Origin of the sequence: Actinomycetospora sp., assembly GCF_036497245.1 — a bacterium.
Classification (GTDB): Bacteria; Actinomycetota; Actinomycetes; order Mycobacteriales; family Pseudonocardiaceae; genus Actinomycetospora.
Map to the genome: position 1 here is coordinate 55,779 of NZ_DASXJS010000279.1, position 17,594 is coordinate 73,372.

The 17,594-nt window shown below is 73.5% G+C and carries 17 protein-coding genes; 7 read left to right on the forward strand and 10 right to left on the reverse strand.

Going from position 1 to position 17,594, the window contains the following annotated elements:
* Positions 1-5: 5 nt before the first annotated feature.
* Both VGI02_RS28345 and VGI02_RS28350 read right to left on the reverse strand, forming a co-directional pair.
* Positions 6-926, reverse strand: coding sequence for an aldose 1-epimerase family protein (locus VGI02_RS28345; RefSeq protein ID WP_331633303.1), 921 nt, complete (start codon positions 924-926; stop codon positions 6-8).
* A gap of 52 nt (positions 927-978) precedes the next feature.
* A complete protein-coding gene (locus VGI02_RS28350) occupies positions 979-2,772 on the reverse strand; it encodes an ABC transporter ATP-binding protein (protein WP_331633305.1) in 1,794 nt (597 codons plus the stop codon).
* A 95-nt stretch (positions 2,773-2,867) separates the two neighbouring features.
* Between VGI02_RS28350 and VGI02_RS28355 the strand changes: the two genes are divergently transcribed.
* Complete coding sequence (locus tag VGI02_RS28355; RefSeq protein ID WP_331633307.1) at positions 2,868-3,326, forward strand: MarR family winged helix-turn-helix transcriptional regulator; 459 nt, start codon at positions 2,868-2,870, stop codon at positions 3,324-3,326.
* Between the two features lie 99 nt (positions 3,327-3,425).
* Here the strand turns inward: VGI02_RS28355 and VGI02_RS28360 are convergent, their stop codons facing one another.
* Positions 3,426-4,784, reverse strand: coding sequence for an MFS transporter (locus VGI02_RS28360; protein ID WP_414638394.1), 1,359 nt, complete (start codon positions 4,782-4,784; stop codon positions 3,426-3,428).
* A gap of 66 nt (positions 4,785-4,850) precedes the next feature.
* On the reverse strand, positions 4,851-5,480 hold the full coding sequence (gene pdxH / locus VGI02_RS28365) for a pyridoxamine 5'-phosphate oxidase (protein ID WP_331633340.1): 630 nt from the start codon (positions 5,478-5,480) through the stop codon (positions 4,851-4,853).
* Positions 5,481-5,696: 216 nt separating this feature from the next.
* Here pdxH and serC point away from each other — a divergent pair, with 216 nt between their 5' ends.
* Both serC and sepH read left to right on the forward strand, forming a co-directional pair.
* Positions 5,697-6,824: a phosphoserine transaminase gene (serC, locus tag VGI02_RS28370; protein WP_331633309.1), complete on the forward strand. Its 1,128-nt coding sequence runs from the start codon at positions 5,697-5,699 to the stop codon at positions 6,822-6,824.
* A gap of 206 nt (positions 6,825-7,030) precedes the next feature.
* Positions 7,031-8,167, forward strand: coding sequence for a septation protein SepH (sepH, locus tag VGI02_RS28375; RefSeq protein WP_331633311.1), 1,137 nt, complete (start codon positions 7,031-7,033; stop codon positions 8,165-8,167).
* A gap of 8 nt (positions 8,168-8,175) precedes the next feature.
* On the opposite strand, the gene VGI02_RS28380 is transcribed toward sepH, so the two are convergent.
* Both VGI02_RS28380 and VGI02_RS28385 read right to left on the reverse strand, forming a co-directional pair.
* Entirely contained in the window at positions 8,176-8,853 is a 678-nt protein-coding gene (locus tag VGI02_RS28380; protein WP_331633314.1) for a DUF2537 domain-containing protein, read from the reverse strand.
* Positions 8,850-9,686, reverse strand: coding sequence for a TrmH family RNA methyltransferase (locus VGI02_RS28385; protein ID WP_414638396.1), 837 nt, complete (start codon positions 9,684-9,686; stop codon positions 8,850-8,852). The genes VGI02_RS28380 and VGI02_RS28385 overlap by 4 nt, the downstream gene beginning before the upstream one ends.
* A gap of 306 nt (positions 9,687-9,992) precedes the next feature.
* Between VGI02_RS28385 and VGI02_RS28390 the strand changes: the two genes are divergently transcribed.
* Both VGI02_RS28390 and VGI02_RS28395 read left to right on the forward strand, forming a co-directional pair.
* On the forward strand, positions 9,993-10,523 hold the full coding sequence (locus VGI02_RS28390; protein ID WP_331633318.1) for a bifunctional nuclease family protein: 531 nt from the start codon (positions 9,993-9,995) through the stop codon (positions 10,521-10,523).
* A 370-nt stretch (positions 10,524-10,893) separates the two neighbouring features.
* On the forward strand, positions 10,894-12,390 hold the full coding sequence (locus VGI02_RS28395; protein WP_331633320.1) for a glutamate-cysteine ligase family protein: 1,497 nt from the start codon (positions 10,894-10,896) through the stop codon (positions 12,388-12,390).
* A gap of 25 nt (positions 12,391-12,415) precedes the next feature.
* On the opposite strand, the gene VGI02_RS28400 is transcribed toward VGI02_RS28395, so the two are convergent.
* From VGI02_RS28400 to VGI02_RS28410, 3 genes are all read right to left on the reverse strand, one after another.
* Positions 12,416-13,693: an MFS transporter gene (locus VGI02_RS28400; RefSeq protein ID WP_414638395.1), complete on the reverse strand. Its 1,278-nt coding sequence runs from the start codon at positions 13,691-13,693 to the stop codon at positions 12,416-12,418.
* Positions 13,694-13,789: 96 nt separating this feature from the next.
* Entirely contained in the window at positions 13,790-14,005 is a 216-nt protein-coding gene (locus tag VGI02_RS28405; protein ID WP_331633322.1) for a dodecin, read from the reverse strand.
* A gap of 103 nt (positions 14,006-14,108) precedes the next feature.
* Positions 14,109-14,765: a TetR/AcrR family transcriptional regulator gene (locus VGI02_RS28410; RefSeq protein ID WP_331633324.1), complete on the reverse strand. Its 657-nt coding sequence runs from the start codon at positions 14,763-14,765 to the stop codon at positions 14,109-14,111.
* A 44-nt stretch (positions 14,766-14,809) separates the two neighbouring features.
* On the opposite strand from VGI02_RS28410, the gene VGI02_RS28415 reads away from it, so the two are divergent.
* Both VGI02_RS28415 and VGI02_RS28420 read left to right on the forward strand, forming a co-directional pair.
* A complete protein-coding gene (locus VGI02_RS28415) occupies positions 14,810-16,330 on the forward strand; it encodes a molybdopterin-dependent oxidoreductase (RefSeq protein WP_331633326.1) in 1,521 nt (506 codons plus the stop codon).
* 8 nt (positions 16,331-16,338) lie between these two features.
* Entirely contained in the window at positions 16,339-16,845 is a 507-nt protein-coding gene (locus VGI02_RS28420; RefSeq protein ID WP_331633329.1) for a hypothetical protein, read from the forward strand.
* 32 nt (positions 16,846-16,877) lie between these two features.
* Here the strand turns inward: VGI02_RS28420 and VGI02_RS28425 are convergent.
* A partial coding sequence (locus tag VGI02_RS28425) for an LLM class flavin-dependent oxidoreductase (protein ID WP_331633331.1) occupies positions 16,878-17,594 on the reverse strand: 717 nt, incomplete at its 5' end.

Below are 17,594 nucleotides of genomic sequence, written 5' to 3' on the forward strand. Positions count from 1 at the left end.
GCTGCTCACCGCAATGCCTCCAGGCCCCAGCGCACCGTCCACGTCGCCCCGGGCTGGAGGACCACCAGATCGGTGCCGGAGTTCAGGGCGTCGGGCGGGCAGGTCATCGGTTCGACGGCGACCGCCTTGCCCGGCCGCCCGAACGGGCTCTCCGGGGTGAAGGCCTGCGCCCAGGCGATGTTGCGGTCGCCCCAGAGGCGCGTACCGGTGCCGTCGGGGGCGCGGAGCTCGGCGAGCACCCCCGCGACCCCGCCGCTCACGCCGAAGCAGGTGTCCAGGTCGAGCTCGGCGACCGGACGGCCCCGGCGCAGCGACTCGGCCGGGGTGATCTCCCGGGCGGGGCCGGTCGGCACGAGGGCCTCGTCGACGTCGAGGACGGTGGCGGTCGCGACGGTGAGGGTGCACTCGTCGGAGGGGTGGTCCCCGGCCCGCAGGTACGGGTGGGTGCCGACCCCGGCCGGCACGTCGGCGTCGCCGGTGTTCGTCACCGAGTGGGACACCGTGAGCGAGCCGGCCTCCCCGTCGACGGCGTAGGTGGTCTTGACGTGCAGCGGCTGCGGCCAGCCGTGCGCCTCCGGGTCGTTCCCGCCGGGCACCTCGACGGCGAGGGTGATCGCGGCATCCTCGTGCACCGTGACGCGCCACGGGCGGCGCCGGACGAGGCCGTGGATGGCGTGCCCGCGCGCGGGCTCGGTCACCTCGAGCCGGTGGGTCTCGCCCCGCCACGTGAACTGCGCCCCGCCCGTCCGGTTGGGCCACGGCACGAGCACGCATCCCGCGCCCATCGGCGGCGCGGCGTCCTGGGCGAAGGTCTCGACGTGATCCGTGCCGTCGACGGTGAACGCGCGCAGCCCTGCCCCGACCTCGGTCACGACGGCGCGCGCGTTCCCCGAGCGGATGTCGAACTGCTGCCCCGTGGGCGCCATGAGCGACGACCGTAGTCGACAACGGTTGCCGACACCGCCCGGAGGTACGCGCCTACGCGGCCAGTGCCGCGTACCGGCCGTCGCGGTCGAGGAGATCGGAGTGGGTGCCGGACTCGACGACCCGGCCGTGGTCGAGCACCGCGATCCGGTCGGCGTCGCGGACCGTGGAGAGCCGGTGGGCGATGGTCAGCGTGGTGCGGCCGTCGGCCAGCCGGTCGAAGGCCTCCTGCACGGCCCGCTCGGTGGCGGTGTCCAGGGCGCTGGTGGCCTCGTCGAGCACGAGGATCCGCGGGTCGCGCAGCAGTGTCCGCGCGATCGCCAGGCGCTGGCGCTCGCCACCGGAGAACCGGTGCCCGCGAGGACCCACGACGGTGTCGTAGCCCTCGGGCAGGTCGGAGATCATCGCGTGGATCTGCGCGCCCCGGGTCGCGGCCTCGATCTCGGCGTCGGTGGCCGACGGCTTGGCGTAGCGCAGGTTCTCCCGCACGGTGGCGTGCAGCAGGTAGGTCTCCTGGCTGACCACCCCGACGATGCCCGCGAGGTCGTCGAGGCGCAGGTCGCGCAGGTCGACGCCGTCGATGGTGATGCGCCCGGCATCGGGGTCGTGCAGCCGGGCCACCAGGGACCCGAGCGTCGACTTGCCGCTGCCGGTCTCCCCCACCAGCGCCAGCGTGGTGCCGGCCGGGATGTCGAGCGAGACGTCGTCGAGCGCGGTTCTGGCCTTGCCCCCCTCATGGCCGGCTCCGGGGTAGGAGAAGGTGACGTGCTCGAGCCGCAGATCGCCGCGCGGCGCGGGCAGGTCAACGGGGTGGTCCGGGTCGCTGACCTCGATCACGGTGTCCTGGTACTCGAAGATGCGCGCGAACAGGGCGAGCGAGGCCGAGACCGATACCCCGACGTCGAGCAGCGACGACAGCGGCCGGAACACGCCGGCCTGCAGCGTCGTGAACGCGACCAGGGTGCCGATCGACAGCCCGCTCGCCGTCCATGGCAGACCCGCCCCGAGGTAGATCAGGGCCGGGATCGCGGCGAAGACGATCGACATCGTGGCCATCACCCAGCGGCCCGCGAGCTGACTGCGCAGCTCGAGGTCGGTCAGGCGCAGCGACGAGTCGGTGAACCGCCCGACGAGCGCGTCGCCGGTGCCGAGCGTGCGCGAGAGCCGCACCCCGTCGATCGAGAGGCCCTCCTCGATAGTGACGTTGAGGTCGGCGAGCTCGCGCTGGCGCTGCGCGGTGATCGTGCGCCGCAGCCGGGCGACGCGCCGCGAGAGCAGCACGGCCGGGGGCAGCACGAGCAGCGTCACGAGCGAGAGCTGCCAGGACAGGACGACCATCGCGACGCCGGAGGCGATCACGGTGGTCAGGTTCGCGGCGATCGAGGTGGCGGTGGAGGTGACGACGGACTGCATGCCGCCGATGTCGTTGGTGATCCGCGACTGCACCTCACCGGTGCGGGTGCGGGTGAAGAAGCCCAGCGACAGGCGCTGGAGGTGGGCGAACACGTCGGTGCGCAGCCGGTGCATCACACGCTGGCCGACCGCGGTGGAGATCCAGGTCTGGACAACGCCGAGGGCGGCGGTCACCGCGGCGATGACGACCATCCCGACGACGAGCCCGACGAGCAGGCGGACGTCGCGCTGCGGTAGCGCCACGTCGATGACCTCGCGCAGCAGGAACGGCGAGGCCAGCCCGACGATCGACGACACCACGATGACGGCGATGACGATCACGAGCGAGTAGCGGTGGGGGGCGAACAGGCGGGCGATCCGGCGGAGCGAGACCTGCTTGGCCTGCTCGCGGTCGCGATGGCGCTGCTCGCGAGAAATTTCCGGAGGACGGGGCAAGGGGCGTCTCCTCGGTGGGATCGGTGGCGGAGGTCGCTGTTAGTGAGGCAACCTCATGATGAGGCTACAACACGGGTTCGCGCTAGGGTGTTCCCGTGGAGCGTGACGAACCGGGGTCGGTGAGCGACCTGTTCTGGGCCGTCGCCCGGCGGCTGCGCCACACCTCCCGCGAGACCCTCGCCCCGTGGGACGTCACCCCCTCCCAGCTGCGCGCCCTCGGGACCCTCATGCGCCACGGAGCCGCGCGACCGGGCGCCCTCGCGAAGCACCTCGGGATCGCGCCGCGCTCGGCGACCGAGGTCGTCGACGCACTCGAGCAACGCGGGCTCGTCCGTCGCGAGACCGATCCCGACGACCGCCGCGCCACCCTCGTCGTCGTGACCGACGCCGGCCGGGAGCTCGCCGCCGCCGTGCGGAAGGCCCGCGCCACGGAGACCGACCGCGCGTTCGCCGGTCTCCCCGACGCCGACCGCGCCGAGCTCGAGCGCCTGCTGCGGCGGCTCCTCGCCGAGTGGGAGCCCTCGGCGGAGGACCCACCGGTCGGGCGGCACTGAGGGTCCGGGCGACGGTTCCGGCGGTGGGCGCCCCTCGGTGGCTCTACCGACCGATGGGCACCTTCGCTCAGAACGACGGGGCTCAGAACGACGGAGCCCTCACGCCTGCCCGACCGGCGCATCCGCGTCCTGGCCCGCCACCGGCGCCCGGTAGCGCCAGAACGCCGGGAACGCGAGCACCACCGCGATCATCCCGACGACCACCGCGATCCCGCCGATCGTCGTCGCCGGGCCGGTGCCGATCGCGTCGGCGGCCCAGCCGTGCCACAGGTCGGCCACCCGGGGCCCGCCCGCGACGACCACCACGAACACGCCCTGCATCCGGCCGCGCATCTCGTCGGTGGCGACCGTCTGCAGCATCGTCGAGCGGAACACCGAGCTGACCAGGTCCGCCGCGCCTGCCACGGCGAGCAGGATGACGGCCAGCCACAGGATCGACGTCAGCCCGGACAGCGCGACGCCGACACCCCAGAGGCACACCGCGACCGTGACCGCGACGCCCTGGCGGGCGATGCCGTGCAACCGCCCCGAGAGCAGCCCGCCCAGCGCGGCGCCGCCGGCGATCGCGGCCGAGAGCAGGCCGTACGCCGGGCCACCGCCGTAGGTCTCGACCGCCGCCTCCGGGAACACCGCGCGCGGCATGCCGAAGCCCATCGCCACGAGGTCGGCGAGGAAGCTGACGAGCAGCACCTTCGACATCGCGGCGTAGCGGAAGCCGTCGATCACCGACCGGAGCCCGGCGCTCGACCGGATCGCCCTGACCACCCCGCGGAAGCCGCTCTCGGCGTCGTCGCCCACCGGCAGGCGGGGCAGTCGGTAGGCCGCCCAGATCGAGGCGAAGAGGCAGACGGTGTCGACGAAGTAGAGGACGCCGACGTCGATGAACGCCAGGGCGACCCCGCCGACCAGGGGCCCGGCGAACGCGCCGAGCTGCTGGACGGTGAACCACAGCGTGTTCGCCGCCGGGAGCTGGTCCAGCGGCAGGATGCGCGGCAGGACGGCGGAGCGGGTGGGCTGGTTGACCGCCAGGCAGGCGGTCTGCACCGCGAAGATCACCAGGACCGTCCACGGCCCGCCGATGTGGGTCACCGCCGTGATCCCGAGCAGCGCCGAGGTCACCGCGATGCCCACACCCGAGACCACGAGCAGCATGCGCCGGTCGACGGCGTCGGCGATCGCCCCGCCCCAGAGCCCGAAGACGATGAGAGGGACCAGCCCGAACAGGCCGGTCAGGCCCACCCAGGCCGAGGAGCCGGTGAGCTCGTAGAGCTGGAACGGCACCGCGACGACCGTGAGCTGCGCGCCCACGACCGTGACCACCCCCGCGGTCCAGAGCCGCCGGAAGGCGGGGGTGCGCAACGGGGTGGTGTCGGCGAACAGGCCCCGGCTGGGCCGTCCCCCGTCGCCCGGAGTCCGTTCCCCGTCGCTCCGCTCGCCTCGCCGCGATCGTTCGCTCACCCAAGGAGCGTAGGCACCGGCGACGTCACGGACCCGGTGAGCCTCGCCTCCCCTCGCCTGTGGCCCTCAGGGCGCGAGCCGCTCCAGCACCCAGGCCCCGGTGCGCGGTTCGAACCGGAAGCGCAGCCGGTCGTGCAGGCGCGAGGTCCGGCCCTGCCAGAACTCGACGTGGGTCGGGCGGACCCGCCAGCCACCCCAGTGCGGCGGGGGCGGGATGTCGTCGTCGCCGGCGAAGCGGGCCTCGGTCGCGGCGTACAGCTCGTCGAGCGCGACGCGGTCGCGCACCGTCGCCGACTGCGGCGACGCCCACGCACCGATCTGGGAGGCGCGCGGCCGGGTACGCCAGTACTCGGCGGTCGCCTCCTTGCCGAGCAGCTCGACGGTCCCGATGACGGTGGCCTGGCGCTGCTGCGCGTACCAGGGGAAGGTCAGCGACGCCTGGCGGGTCTGACGGAGCTGGTGGGACTTCTCCGAGGTGTAGTTGGTGAAGAAGGTGACCCCGCGGTCGTCGACGTCCTTGGCGAGCACGGTGCGGGTGGTCACCCGGTGCTCGTCGTCGGAGGTCGCCAGCACCATCGCGTTCGGGTCGGCCAGTCCGGCCTCGCGCGCCTGCTCCAGCCACCCCAGCAGCTGCTCGTGCCAGGTGGGGGCGAGGTCGGCGGCGTCGAGCTCGCCCGCGCGGTAGTCGACACGCATGCCCGGCAGGCCGTCGTGGGCGGCGCCCGGAACCGTCGCTGAGTCCACCCGCTGTTCCCCTCCCGTCGGCGCCGGGTCCCGGCGCGCCCGGCCACGGTAGGCACCGGGGTCCGGAATCGGACACCCCGTGACCGACGACACAGACCGCCCCCCGCCGGGGCCGCACAGTGACGTGGGCGACAGCAGCGCCGTCGGGCCCTTGGGAGGATGGCACCCGTGACCACGACCAGCGCTGAATCAGTGACGATCCCGGCCGATCTCCTGCCCGCCGACGGACGCTTCGGCTGCGGCCCCTCCAAGGTGCGCCCCGAGCAGCTGCGCGCGGTCGCCGATGCGGCCGACGTCATGGGGACCTCGCACCGCCAGAAGCCGGTGAAGTCCCTGGTCGGACGGGTGCGTGCCGGCCTCTCGGAGCTCTTCTCGCTGCCCGAGGGCTACGAGGTCGTGCTGGGCAACGGCGGCACCACGGCGTTCTGGGACGCGGCCGCGGTCGGCCTGATCCGGGAGCGCTCGCTGCACCTGACCTACGGCGAGTTCTCCTCGAAGTTCGCGTCGGTGGCGAAGGGCGCGCCCTTCCTGGCCGACCCCGTCGTCGTGTCGTCCGACCCGGGCACGGCCCCCGAGCCGCGCTCCGACGACTCGGTCGACCTCATCGGCTGGGCCCACAACGAGACCTCGACCGGCGTCGCCGTGCCGGTGGCCCGTCCCGCGGGCAGCGACGGCAAGCTCGTGGCGATCGACGCGACGTCGGGTGCCGGCGGCCTGCCGGTCGACATGGCGCAGAGCGACGTCTACTACTTCGCCCCCCAGAAGTGCTTCGCCTCGGACGGCGGCCTGTGGATCGCGATCATGTCGCCCGCAGCCCTCGCCCGCGTCGACGAGGTCGCCGGGACCGACCGCTGGATCCCCGAGTCCCTCTCGCTGCCGACCGCGGTCGACAACTCGCGCAAGGACCAGACCTACAACACGCCCGCCGTCGCGACGCTGATCATGCTCGCGGACCAGATCGAGTGGATGAACGCCGCGGGCGGCCTGTCCTGGACCACCGCGCGCACCAAGGACTCGTCCGACCGGCTCTACGCCTGGGCGGAGAAGTCGCCCTACGCCACGCCGTTCGTGACCGAGCCCGCGCACCGGTCGCAGGTCGTCGGGACCATCGACTTCTCCGACGACGTGGACGCCGCGGCCGTCGCGAAGGTGCTGCGCGCCCACGGCGTCGTGGACACCGAGCCCTACCGCAAGCTCGGCCGCAACCAGCTCCGGGTCGGCATGTTCCCGGCGATCGACCCGGACGACGTCACCAAGCTCACCGAGTGCATCGACCACGTCGTGGGCGCCCTGTAGGTGGCCTTCGGCCAGGTGAGCAGTCAGTGCGGCCATGAGTGCGCCGACTGCTCACGAGCCGTCAGGCACCTCCCCGGTGGTGTCGCCGACACCCGGCGCGCCTCCCCCGGACGGGGTGGGTGCTCGCCTAGCGTCGTCGTGCGAGGCGGTCCGACCCGGGCAGGGGCGACGCCGCCGAGCAGGCACGGGCGACGGGGAGGCCGACCATGCGCGAGCTCCGGGTGGTGGGCCTCGGCGAGGACACCTCGACGGTGATCCTCGAGGATCCGATCCGGCACGAACGCTTCGTCGTGCCCTCCGACGAGCGGCTGCGCGCCGCCGCGCGCGGTGACGTGCGCCGGTTGGGACAGATGGAGATCGAGACGACGAGCCCCCTGCGGCCGCGCGACATCCAGGCGCGGATCCGCGGTGGGGAGTCGGTCGCCGACGTGGCCGCCGGAGCGGGGGTCCCGACGGCGCACGTCGAGCGGTTCGCCTACCCGGTGCTGCTCGAGCGCTCCCGGGTGGCCGAGATGGCCGGCCGGGGGCATCCGCTCGCCGAGGGCGGCGCGCCCGAGGCGCACACGCTGCTCGACATCCTCACCGCCACCTTCAGCGGGCGCGGCCAGGACCTCGCCGACGGGTCGTGGGACGCCTGGAAGGGCGAGGACGGCACGTGGGTCGTCGCGCTGTCCTGGCGGACCGGTCACTCCGACCACCTCGCGCACTGGACGTTCACCCCCGGCACCGGGGGCGGCGTCGTCGCGCCGCGGGACGAGCCGGCCCGCGACCTGATGGGCCTCGCGCCCGCGTCCGGTCCGCGGCGTGCCGACGGCTCCGCCGCGCGCGGATCCGAGGCCGACGAGGCCGCACCGGCGCACGCGGGCCCGGACGGGATCGAGCGGGCCGAGCAGGAGGACGAGCACCTCGGGCAGGGCGCCCTGGCGGTCGGGGGCGGGGTGACGCCTGCCCGGTCCGCCGCGAAGGCGCGCCCGTCCGCGCCACCGGGGTCACCGGCGCGCGGCAGCCGGGGGTCGCGGTCCGTCCCGGACCAGCGCGGAGCCGACCAGCGCGCCACCGAGCAGCGGGCGACCGACCAGCGGGGCGCCGAACGCCGGTCCCGCGACGGCGGGCGGGCCGCGGGCGCCGCGCGCCACCGCGGCGGCGAGGGCACCCGCCCGGAGCCGTCCCGCCCGGAGTCGTCGCGGGACGGGTCCCGAGCCGACCCGTCCCGATCCGACCCCGGTCGCGACGACGGCGGAGGGGACGACCCGAACGGACGGCCACGCGGCCGCGGACGCACGCACCCGATCGTGCCGTCGTGGGAGGACGTCCTGCTCGGGGTGCGCTCACCGCGCTCCTGACCGGCCCGTCAGCCGGTGGTCACGCCCGCCACGGCCACGACGAGCAGCGGCACCACCGCGACCCCCATCCCCACGAAGGCGCCCCACACCGCCCAGCGCCACGTCGGGACCCGGCGGTTGAGCCAGAGGGCGGGGACCAGCCCGGCGGCCACGACGAGGTCGATGAGCAGCCCGACGAGCCCGAGGCCCGCCACCATCGGCACCGCCAGGGTGAGGTTCACCAACAGCACCAGACCCGCGACGAGTGCTGCCAGGGTCAGACCGGTCGCCCACGGCGTGGGCTCGCTGAAGGCCGTCGACGTCCGCCCGCGACCACGGCGGCCCCGCGCGGGCAGCGGGACCACCGGCACCCGTGACACGGCGCTCACGGCCCGCAGGGGGACGCGGACGCCCGTGACGGGGTCCCGGTAGTCCACCGACTGCTTCAGCGCCACGGAGACGCGCGCGGCGAGGTGGCGACCCGTGCGGCTCACCCGGACCGCCTCGGCGGACCGGGTGGTCGCCCCGGAGTGCGCCACGGTGTCCGCCGCGCGCGCCCACTCCTCCAGCAGCTCGGCCAGCTCCTCCGGGAGGTCGGTCCCCGGGGCGTAGGCACCCCATCCGACGACGGCGCCCTCGTCGACCCCGATCGGCGATCCGCCCACCAGCGCCCGTCCGCGGTGGGCCGCGACCTCGAGGACCGTCACGACACCCCTGCCGGCCGGGCCGCGTGGAAGGCCACCGCGGCCGCCGTTGCGACGTTGAGCGAGTCGACCCCGGCCGCCATCGGGACGCCCACCCGGTGGTCGGCGAGCGCGAGGGCCTCGTCCGAGAGCCCGGGGCCCTCCGCGCCGAGTAGCAGCGCCACCCGGTCGACCCCGGCGAGCGTCTCCGGCGTCACGTCACCGGTCGGGGTGAGGGCCGCGATCTCGAACCCCGCGCGGCGCAGGGCCGCGACCAGCGTGGGCCAGTCCGCCCCGCGGAACGGCACCCGCAGCACGTGCCCCATGGAGACCCGGACGCTGCGGCGGTAGAGCGGATCGGCGCATCCGGGCGCGAGCAGCACGGCGTCGACGCCGAGCGCGGCCGCGTTGCGGAAGAGCGAGCCGAGGTTCTCGTGGTCGTTCACGCCCTCCGCCACGGCCACGCGGCGTGAGCCCGCGAGGAGGGCGTCCAGGTCGGGGGCGACGGCCCGGTCGGCGCTCGCGAGCACGCCCCGGTTGAGGTGGAACCCGACGACCGAGGCCATGGTGTCCGCGTCCGTGACGAACGCCGGGGCGTCGAGGCCGGCCAGCTCCCCCTCGAGCTCGGCGATCCGGCGCGGTACGCCCAGCAGGGCCCGCGTCGGGTACGGCGAGTCAAGCAGCCGTCGCACCACCACCGTCCCCTCCGCGAGGACCAGGCCGCGCCCGCCCGGCCGGTCCGGCCGGCGATCGGCACGGGAGAGGTCGCGGAAGTCCTCGAGACGATCCAGATCGGGCGACCCGCCGTCGTCGGGGGCCGGGCCGGCCAGCTCCACGATCCGCACCACGTACGGCATCGTTCCAGACACGATCTCCCCGCCCGGGGGCCATCGGAGGGCACGGTTCACGTCTGCGGGTGTGCCGGGGGGCTCCGGGGGGCATGCCCTTCCCGCGGACGCCGGGGGCAGACTGCCGGCGCGGCGCGGCCCGGCGTGATCACACCCGGCACGGCTGGGCCCTGACGGCACGGGCGCCGACTGCCAGGATGGGAGTAGACCCGGGGAGATGACGCGCAGCGGAGCTCCACCCGGCCGGGCGGGAGACGAGGCGCAGCGGAGCTCGACCAGACGGGCGGGTCCGTCCGCGGGCACGGGAGGCGAGACGTGAGCGAGATGCGGGTGGTCGGCGTGCTGGCCGTCGACGACGCGGCACAACAACCGGCGTCGGAGACGAACCGGCACCCCGTGGTGCTCCTGCAGGAGACCGAGGGGAAGCGCTGCCTGCAGATCTGGATCGGCCTCGCCGAGGCGGAGGCGATCGCCCTGGAGCAGCAGGGCAGGCTCCCCGAGCGGCCGCTGACCCACGTGCTCATCGCGGACGTGGTGTCCGCCCTCGGCCGCACCCTCGAGCGGATCGAGATCACCGAGGTGCGGGGCGGCACGTTCTACGCGGACCTCGTCTTCGACCGGGGCCTGCGGGTGTCCGCGCGCCCCAGCGACTCGATCGCGATCGCGCTGCACGGGGACGTGCCGATCCACGCCACCGAGGCGGTCCTCGTGGAGGCCGGGGTGCTCGTCGACGACGACGAGCCCGGTGAGGACGGCTCCTCGCCGGTGCCCGACGAGGAGGAGGTCGACCGGTTCCGCGCCTTCCTCGACAACGTCTCCCCGGAGGACTTCGGGCGGGGCGCCTGACCTCTCGCGCGCCCTCGTGTGCGACCACCGCGTCTGCACATGCGTCCAACGGTCAGCCGTGATCTACAAGATCGGCTGAACGGACGCTATGACGAGGCGAACGGTCGCCTTCCCTGGTGTGTGACACACGGTTGTGTCACCGTGACTCGGGTCGTCAGGGGTAAGCGAGCGCGTCCCGGCTCTGCGGCGGTCCAGCCGTCGAGGTGCGGGTCGAGAGTGGGAGCCGGGCACTGATGGGGCCGTTCGCCGTACCGACCAATTCGGCACAGGTTCCCGACGATCCGTCGGTCATCCTGTCGGTCCGCGGTGCCGTCCTCGTGGGCAGCCCACCTCCCGACCGCCGGTCGCCGGGAGGCGGGAACCGACTCTGATGGGTCGGGTCGTCTCCCGTGCGGTGCTCTCCGATCGCGACCAGTACCGCACCAAGGTCCACCGGTGCCTCGAGGCCCTGCGACGCATGGTCGCCGAGGGGCAGTTCGCCGCGGACGAGCTGCGCACCGGCGTCGAGCTCGAGCTGGCCCTGGTCGACCAGGGCATGGAACCGGCGATGCTCAATCACGCGGTGCTCGACCGCTCCGCCTCGGACCTGCTCACCACCGAGCTGGGCCGCTGGAACCTCGAGATCAACCTGCCGCCGCGCACGCTCCCCGGGGCCGCCGCGTGCCGCCTCGAGGACGACGTCGTGTCCTCGATCGGCTGCGCCCGCCGGTCGGCCGCGGTCGTCGGGGCCACCCCGGTCACGATCGGCATCCTGCCGACCCTGGGCGCGGAGCACCTCGACTCCGACCAGCTCACCGACGACCCCCGCTACGACCTGCTGAACCGCCAGATGGTCGACGCCCGCGGCGAGCCGTTCCGCCTGGACATCTCGGCGCCCGGCCAGGCGGGAACCGGGTCGTGTGACGAGCGCCTCGTCCTCGACGTCGACTCGATCGCCCCCGAGGCCGCGTGCACCTCGCTGCAGCTGCACCTGCAGCTGACCCCGGAGACCTTCCCGGCGCACTGGAACGCCGCTCAGGCCATCGCCGGCGTGCAGGTGGCTCTCGCCGCGAACTCCCCGTTCCTGCTCGGCCATCGGCTCTGGGCCGAGACCCGCGTACCGCTGTTCGAGCAGGCCGTCGACGTGCGTCCGGTCGAGCTGCGCAACCAGGGGGTCCGCCCGCGGGTCTGGTTCGGGGACCGCTGGGCGTCCTCGGTGACCGACCTGTTCGAGGAGAACGTCCGCTACTTCCCCGCCCTGCTCCCGATGGTCGACGACGAGGACCCCGTCGAGACGCTCGACGCGGGGCAGGCGCCTGCGCTGCACGAGCTGCGCCTGCACTCCGGGACCGTGTGGCGGTGGAACCGCCCGGTGTACGACGTCGCGGACGGGGTCGCGCACCTCCGGCTGGAGAACCGGGTGCTCCCCGCCGGCCCGACCGCGATCGACGCGGTGGCCAACGCGATGTTCTTCTACGGGCTGGTGCGGGCGCTCGTCGACTCCGAGCACCCCCCATGGCGCTCGATGACGTTCGACGCCGCGCACGACAACTTCGTCGCCGGTGCGAAGCACGGGCTGGACGCCCAGCTCTTCTGGCCGGGCGAGGGCACGATCGGCGTCGACCGGCTGGTGCTCGACCGGCTGCTCCCGCTCGCGCGGGAGGGCCTGCTGGCCTGGGACGTCGACCCCTCGGTCGCCGAGCGCTATCTCGCCGTCATCGAGGCGCGCTGCCGCACGGGGTGCACGGGGGCGTCCTGGCAGACCCAGATGGTGGCCGCGCTCGAGAAGAACGGGTGCCCGCGGCCGATGGCCCTGCGCCGGATGCTGGAGCGGTACGTGACGCACATGAGCGCCAACATCCCGGTGCACGCCTGGCCCGTGATGTAGGGGCCGTGATCGAGGGCCGCGGGGCTCAGGCCTGCGCGACCGGGCGACGCGCGACGCGCCGCGCCTGCCCGGCCAGCAGGGCCGCGGCGATCAGCACCGTCGCGACCGTCGCCACGCCGCCGATCACCAGCGGCGCACGACCGCCGAGGACCTCCGCGAGCCACCCCAGCACCGGGCCGCCCACGGGGGTGCCCCCGAGCAGGACGAGCATGTAGATGCCCATGACGCGCCCGCGCATGGACTCGGTGACCCCGAGCTGCACGGCCGCGTTGGCCGCCGTCGTGAACACCAGCTGGCCCAGGCCCGTGGGGATCAGCAGCAGCGCGGTCAGGGCGTAGGTCGGCATGACGCCGGTGAACAGCTCGGCCACCCCGAAGAACAGGCCCGCGAGCAGCACCGTCCGCAACCGCGGCCGCCCGACCCGGCGCGCCGCGACGAACGTGCCCGCCAGACAGCCCACCGCCAGCGCCGAGGTCAGCAGCCCGTAGGACTCCGCGCCACGCCCGAACACGGTGCGCGCGGTGATCGCGAGCGTCATGAAGAAGTTGATGCCGAACGTGGACACGAAGAACACCACGGTCAGGAGCACGACGAGGTCCGGCCGGTGCCGCACTTCGCGCAGCCCCTCGAGCACCGCGCCGAGCGCCCGTCCCGGCCGCCTCTCGTAGGAGAACATCTCCGCCGGGCGCATCAGCGCGAGACCGGTCACGACGGCGATGAAGGTCGCGGCGTTGACCAGGAACACCCACCCGGTGCCGACCGCGGCGATCATCAGCCCGGCCACGGCGGGTCCGACGATGCGCGCGGTGTTGAACGTCATCGAGTTGAGGGCGACGGCGTTCGTGAGCGCGGACGGCCCGACCATCTCGCCGGCGAAGGACTGCCGCACCGGCGCGTCGACCGCGGAGAAGCAGCCGAGCAGGAAGCACAGCACGTAGACGATCGGCAGTGTCGCGGTGCCGGACACGTCGAGCACGCCGAGCGTGACCGCGCAGATGCCCATGCCGATCTGGAGGGCGATGAGCAGCTTGCGCTTGTCGTAGCGGTCGGCGAAGGCGCCGCCGAACAGCGAGAGCAGCAGGGTCGGCCCGAACTGCAGGGCCGCGGCGACGCCGAGGGCGACGGGACTGCCGCCGGAGAGGTTCAGGACCAGCCAGTCCTGGGCGACCCGCTGCATCCACGTGCCGACGAGCGAGACGACCTGGCCGGAGGCGAAGAGCCGGTAGTTGCGGTTCCGCAGCGACGCGAACATCGTCGCGCCGCCCGGTGTCGACGACTCCGGTTGCTCCGTCCCCGCGGTCACCGTTGCCTCACATGAATTGAGCTTACCTAACATTCGCGGACGCGGGCCGGGCGATCGCTTCCGCGCCGCCCCGACCCGACGTCCTGGCGAGCTCCGCTACTTGGTGTCCTCGAGCGCGAACCCCACCTTCAGCGTCACCTGGTAGTGGTGCACGGCACCGTTCTCGATGTGACCGCGGATCTCGGTCACCTCGAACCACCCGATCTCGCGCAGGGTCTCCGAGGCGCGCTTGATGGCGCCCTGGATGGCGTCGTCGACACCCTTCTCCGAGGTCCCGACGATCTCCGTCTTCGAGTAGATGTTGTCGGCCACTGGAACTCCTTCGTCTCGGGGACCGTCTCCCGGGCGGGTTGCCCCGCCCCGTCGCGATGAACCGGTACCCGCTGAGCCCCGGACGTTCACATGGGGGCCGTCGTCACACCTCGCGCTCCTCGTGAGGTGGACGGTCCGATGGGGAGGGGCGGTGGACACCGAGATGGAGCAGTGCCGCGTCGAGAGCGATCTCGAGCGGAGCCACGTGGCGGGCCAGTCGGGCGAGCATCAGGCCGCCCTGCACGGCCGCGAGCAGCGCCCCGGCGAGGACGGTGGGATCGCCCACGGCGCCGACCGTCCCCCGCTCACGGCCCCGGGACACGAGCCGGGCCAGGCCGTCGCGCCAGTGGTCGAAGGCGGCGGCCTGGTGCGCGCGCAGCACCGGGTCGTCGTCGACCTGGCTGCTGAGCACCCCGAGCGGGCAGCTCAGCGGGCCGTCGCCGCCCCGGTGCACGGCGAGCAGGTCGTCCGCCCACGCCGCGACGTCCCCGTCGGATGCGGGCCCGAGCCGGGGCTGCGCGCCGAGCACCCGTGCGAGCTGGTGGTCGATGACGGCCAGGACGAGACCGCGCTTGTCCCCGAAGTGGTGGTAGAGCTGCGACTTCCCCGTGCCGGTCGCGGTCAGCACATCGCTCACGCCGGTGGCGGCGATCCCGCGGGCCTGCATGAGCCCGGCTGCCGCCTCGACCATCTGCTCCCGGGTCCGACGTCCCCGCGCCGTCGGCGGCCGGCTCCACCGGGAAGCCTCGTCGACACCCACACCGAGATTGTACCGATAGGTACAGTCTCCGCTAGGGTCCCGGCATGACGAGCGCGGGACCCACCGGGACCGGGACCGACCCCGACGAGGAGCGCGCGCCGTCGGAGGCGGCCACGCCGACACCGGACGAGGCGGTCACGGCGACACCGGGCGAGGCGGTCACCGGGAACGGGGCCGTGGCGCTCGCCGACCCTGCACAGGCCGACGCTCCGGCGCCGCCACGGGCCGCCCCCGAGCCCGAGTACGGCTTCCCCCGGGCCCTCTGGCGCGGTCTCGCCCGCATCCCGGTGCCGCCGCCCGCGGACCCGAGGACGTGGCGCAGCCCGCTGCGCGGGACCTGGCTGACCTCGGTGTTCGGCGCGATGCTCCTGGTCGGGCTGCCGATCGTCATCCTCACCGGGCTGATGTCCTACATCGCCTACGGACCGCAGTTCGGCCAGGCGATCCCCGGCGACGTCGGGTACCTGCACCTGCCGTTCTTCGACTGGCCGTCGAACCCGTCGTGGTTCTACCGGCTCACCCAGGGCTTCCACGTCACGCTCGGCATGGTCCTGACGCCGGTCGTGCTGGCCAAGCTGTGGTCGGTGGTGCCCAAGCTCTTCGCCTGGCCGCCCGTGCGCAGCGCCGCCCAGCTGCTCGAGCGCGTCGCCCTGCTCGCCCTCGTCGGCGGGATCCTCTTCGAGTTCATCACCGGCCTGATGAACAGCCAGTACGACTACTCGTGGGGCTTCAGCTTCTACACCGCCCACTACTACGGGGCCTGGGTCTTCATCGCCGGCTTCGTCGTCCACGTGGCGATCAAGCTGCCGACGATGCTCGGGGCGCTCCGTGTCGGGCCGGGAGGCACCGGCGCGCTCGGACGCTGGCTGCACGACTCCCCCGCCGAGACCGAGCCCGAACCGATGGACCACACCGGGCTGGCGGCGCTGGCCCCGAACAAGCCCACGCTGAGCAGGCGTGGGCTGATCGGGATGGTCGGCGGCGGCAGCCTCCTGGTCGGTGTGCTGAGCATCGGCCAGACCTGGGACGCGCTGCGGCCGCTGGCGCTGCTCTCGCCGCGCGGACAGTCCTACGGCACCGGTCCGAACGACTTCCAGATCAACCGCACGTTCGCGGGGTCCGGGATCAACCCGACGGCCCTCGACGACGGGTGGCGGCTGCGGCTGACGGGCGGGTCGAGCGAGGTCTCGCTGAGCCGCCAGGCACTCCTGGACATGCCCCAGCACACCGCGACGCTGCCGATCGCCTGCGTCGAGGGGTGGTCGGTGACGCGGACCTGGACGGGGGTCCGGCTGCGCGACCTCGCCGCGCTCGCCGGGGTCCCCCGACCGGAGAACGCCCTCGTGCAGTCGATCGAGACGACGGGGGCCTTCGCCCGCGCGACGCTGCAGTCCAACCAGGTGCTGAACCCGGAGGCGCTGCTGGCCCTGCGGGTGGGCAACGAGGGCGGACAGACCGTCGACCTCACCGCGGACCACGGCTACCCGGCGCGGGTCATCGTCCCGGCGCTGCCAGGGGTCCACAACACCAAGTGGGTCGCCTCGATCGACTTCCGGAGCGCATGATGCGGACCGTGCTGCGCTCCTGGCGCTCCTTCTACGGCGAGAACCCGCTGCACCTGCTGGCCATGGTGGCGTGCTTCGCCCTCGTCGGGTACGTCGTCTCGTTCGTGTTCCCCGGCCCGAGCGCCCTCTCCCTGGGAATCTGGTTCCTCGGGGCGGTGCTCGCCCACGACCTGGTGCTCTACCCGCTCTACGCCCTGGCCGACCAGCCGCTGACGATCGGCCGGTGGGCCCGACGCAGGGTCGCCCCCCGCCGCCCTCCGCTGGTCCCGGCGATCAACCACGTGCGGGTGCCGGTTCTCGGCTCGGCGGTGCTGGGGCTCATCTACTTCCCCACGATCACGCAGCGCGGGGAGGAGGCGTTCCGCTTCACCGCGGGGCTGGGCATGGCGGGCATCTACGAGCACTGGTTGCTGATCACCGGGGTGCTGTTCCTGGGCAGCGCCGTCGTCTACGCGATACGCCTGGGTGCCGCGGCGAGGCGCGCGAGCGCTCGTGAGCACTCCTCCGTGTCATAGGGCGGATCAGTGCTCACGAGCGCGAAGCGCACCTACGCCTGCGCGAGCTGACGCTCCGGCAGCTCGGCCTCCATCTCGCGGATGATCGGCAGGACCTTGTCGCCGAACTGCTCGATCTCCTCCTTGACGTGCAGGAAGCACAGCAGCGACAGGTCGACGCCCAGCTTCTTGTACTCGACCAGCCGCTCGGCGACCTGCTCGGCGGTCCCGATGAGCTGGGTCTTGAAGCCGTCGTTGTACTGCACGAGGTCCTCGAACGAGGAGTCGGCCCACATGCCCTTCTTGTCCGGGGCCGACGCGCCGCCCTGCTGCACCGCCTGCCGGAAGCCCTCGACCTGCTCGACGTTGGCCTTGTCGACGATCTCGCGCAGGGTGTCCCGGGCCTCCTTCTCGGTGTCCCGGACGATCATGAAGCCGTTCAGGCCGAACTTCACCGTCCGCTCGTGCTCGGCCGCGGTCGCGTTGATGACGTCCAGCTGCTCGGTGACGCCGTCGAAGTCCTTGCCGTTGGAGAAGTAGAAGTCCGACACCCGACCGGCCATCTTCTGCGCCGCCGTCGAGTTGCCGCCCTGGAAGATCTCCGGGTGCGGGCGCTCCGGGGTGTTCAGCGGCTTGGGCTTCAGCGAGTAGTCGTGGAAGCGGTAGAAGTCGCCCCGGAACTCGAAGTGGTCCTGCTCCCAGATGCCCTTGAGGCAGGAGATGAACTCCTCGGTGCGCCGGTAGCGCTCGTCGTGCTCGAGCCACGGCTC

What these genes read in the sequence shown, in the direction of transcription:
- VGI02_RS28345 (WP_331633303.1), bottom strand. Translation starts at nt 926, where the DNA reads ATGGCGCCCACGGGGCAGCAGTTCGACATCCGCTCGGGGAACGCGCGC.
- pdxH (WP_331633340.1), bottom strand. Translation starts at nt 5,480, where the DNA reads ATGCGTGTCGACTACCGCGCGGGCGAGCTCGACGCCGCCGACCTCGCC.
- sepH (WP_331633311.1), top strand. Translation starts at nt 7,031, where the DNA reads ATGCGCGAGCTCCGGGTGGTGGGCCTCGGCGAGGACACCTCGACGGTG.
- VGI02_RS28385 (WP_414638396.1), bottom strand. Translation starts at nt 9,686, where the DNA reads ATGCCGTACGTGGTGCGGATCGTGGAGCTGGCCGGCCCGGCCCCCGAC.
- VGI02_RS28395 (WP_331633320.1), top strand. Translation starts at nt 10,894, where the DNA reads ATGGGTCGGGTCGTCTCCCGTGCGGTGCTCTCCGATCGCGACCAGTAC.
- VGI02_RS28415 (WP_331633326.1), top strand. Translation starts at nt 14,810, where the DNA reads ATGACGAGCGCGGGACCCACCGGGACCGGGACCGACCCCGACGAGGAG.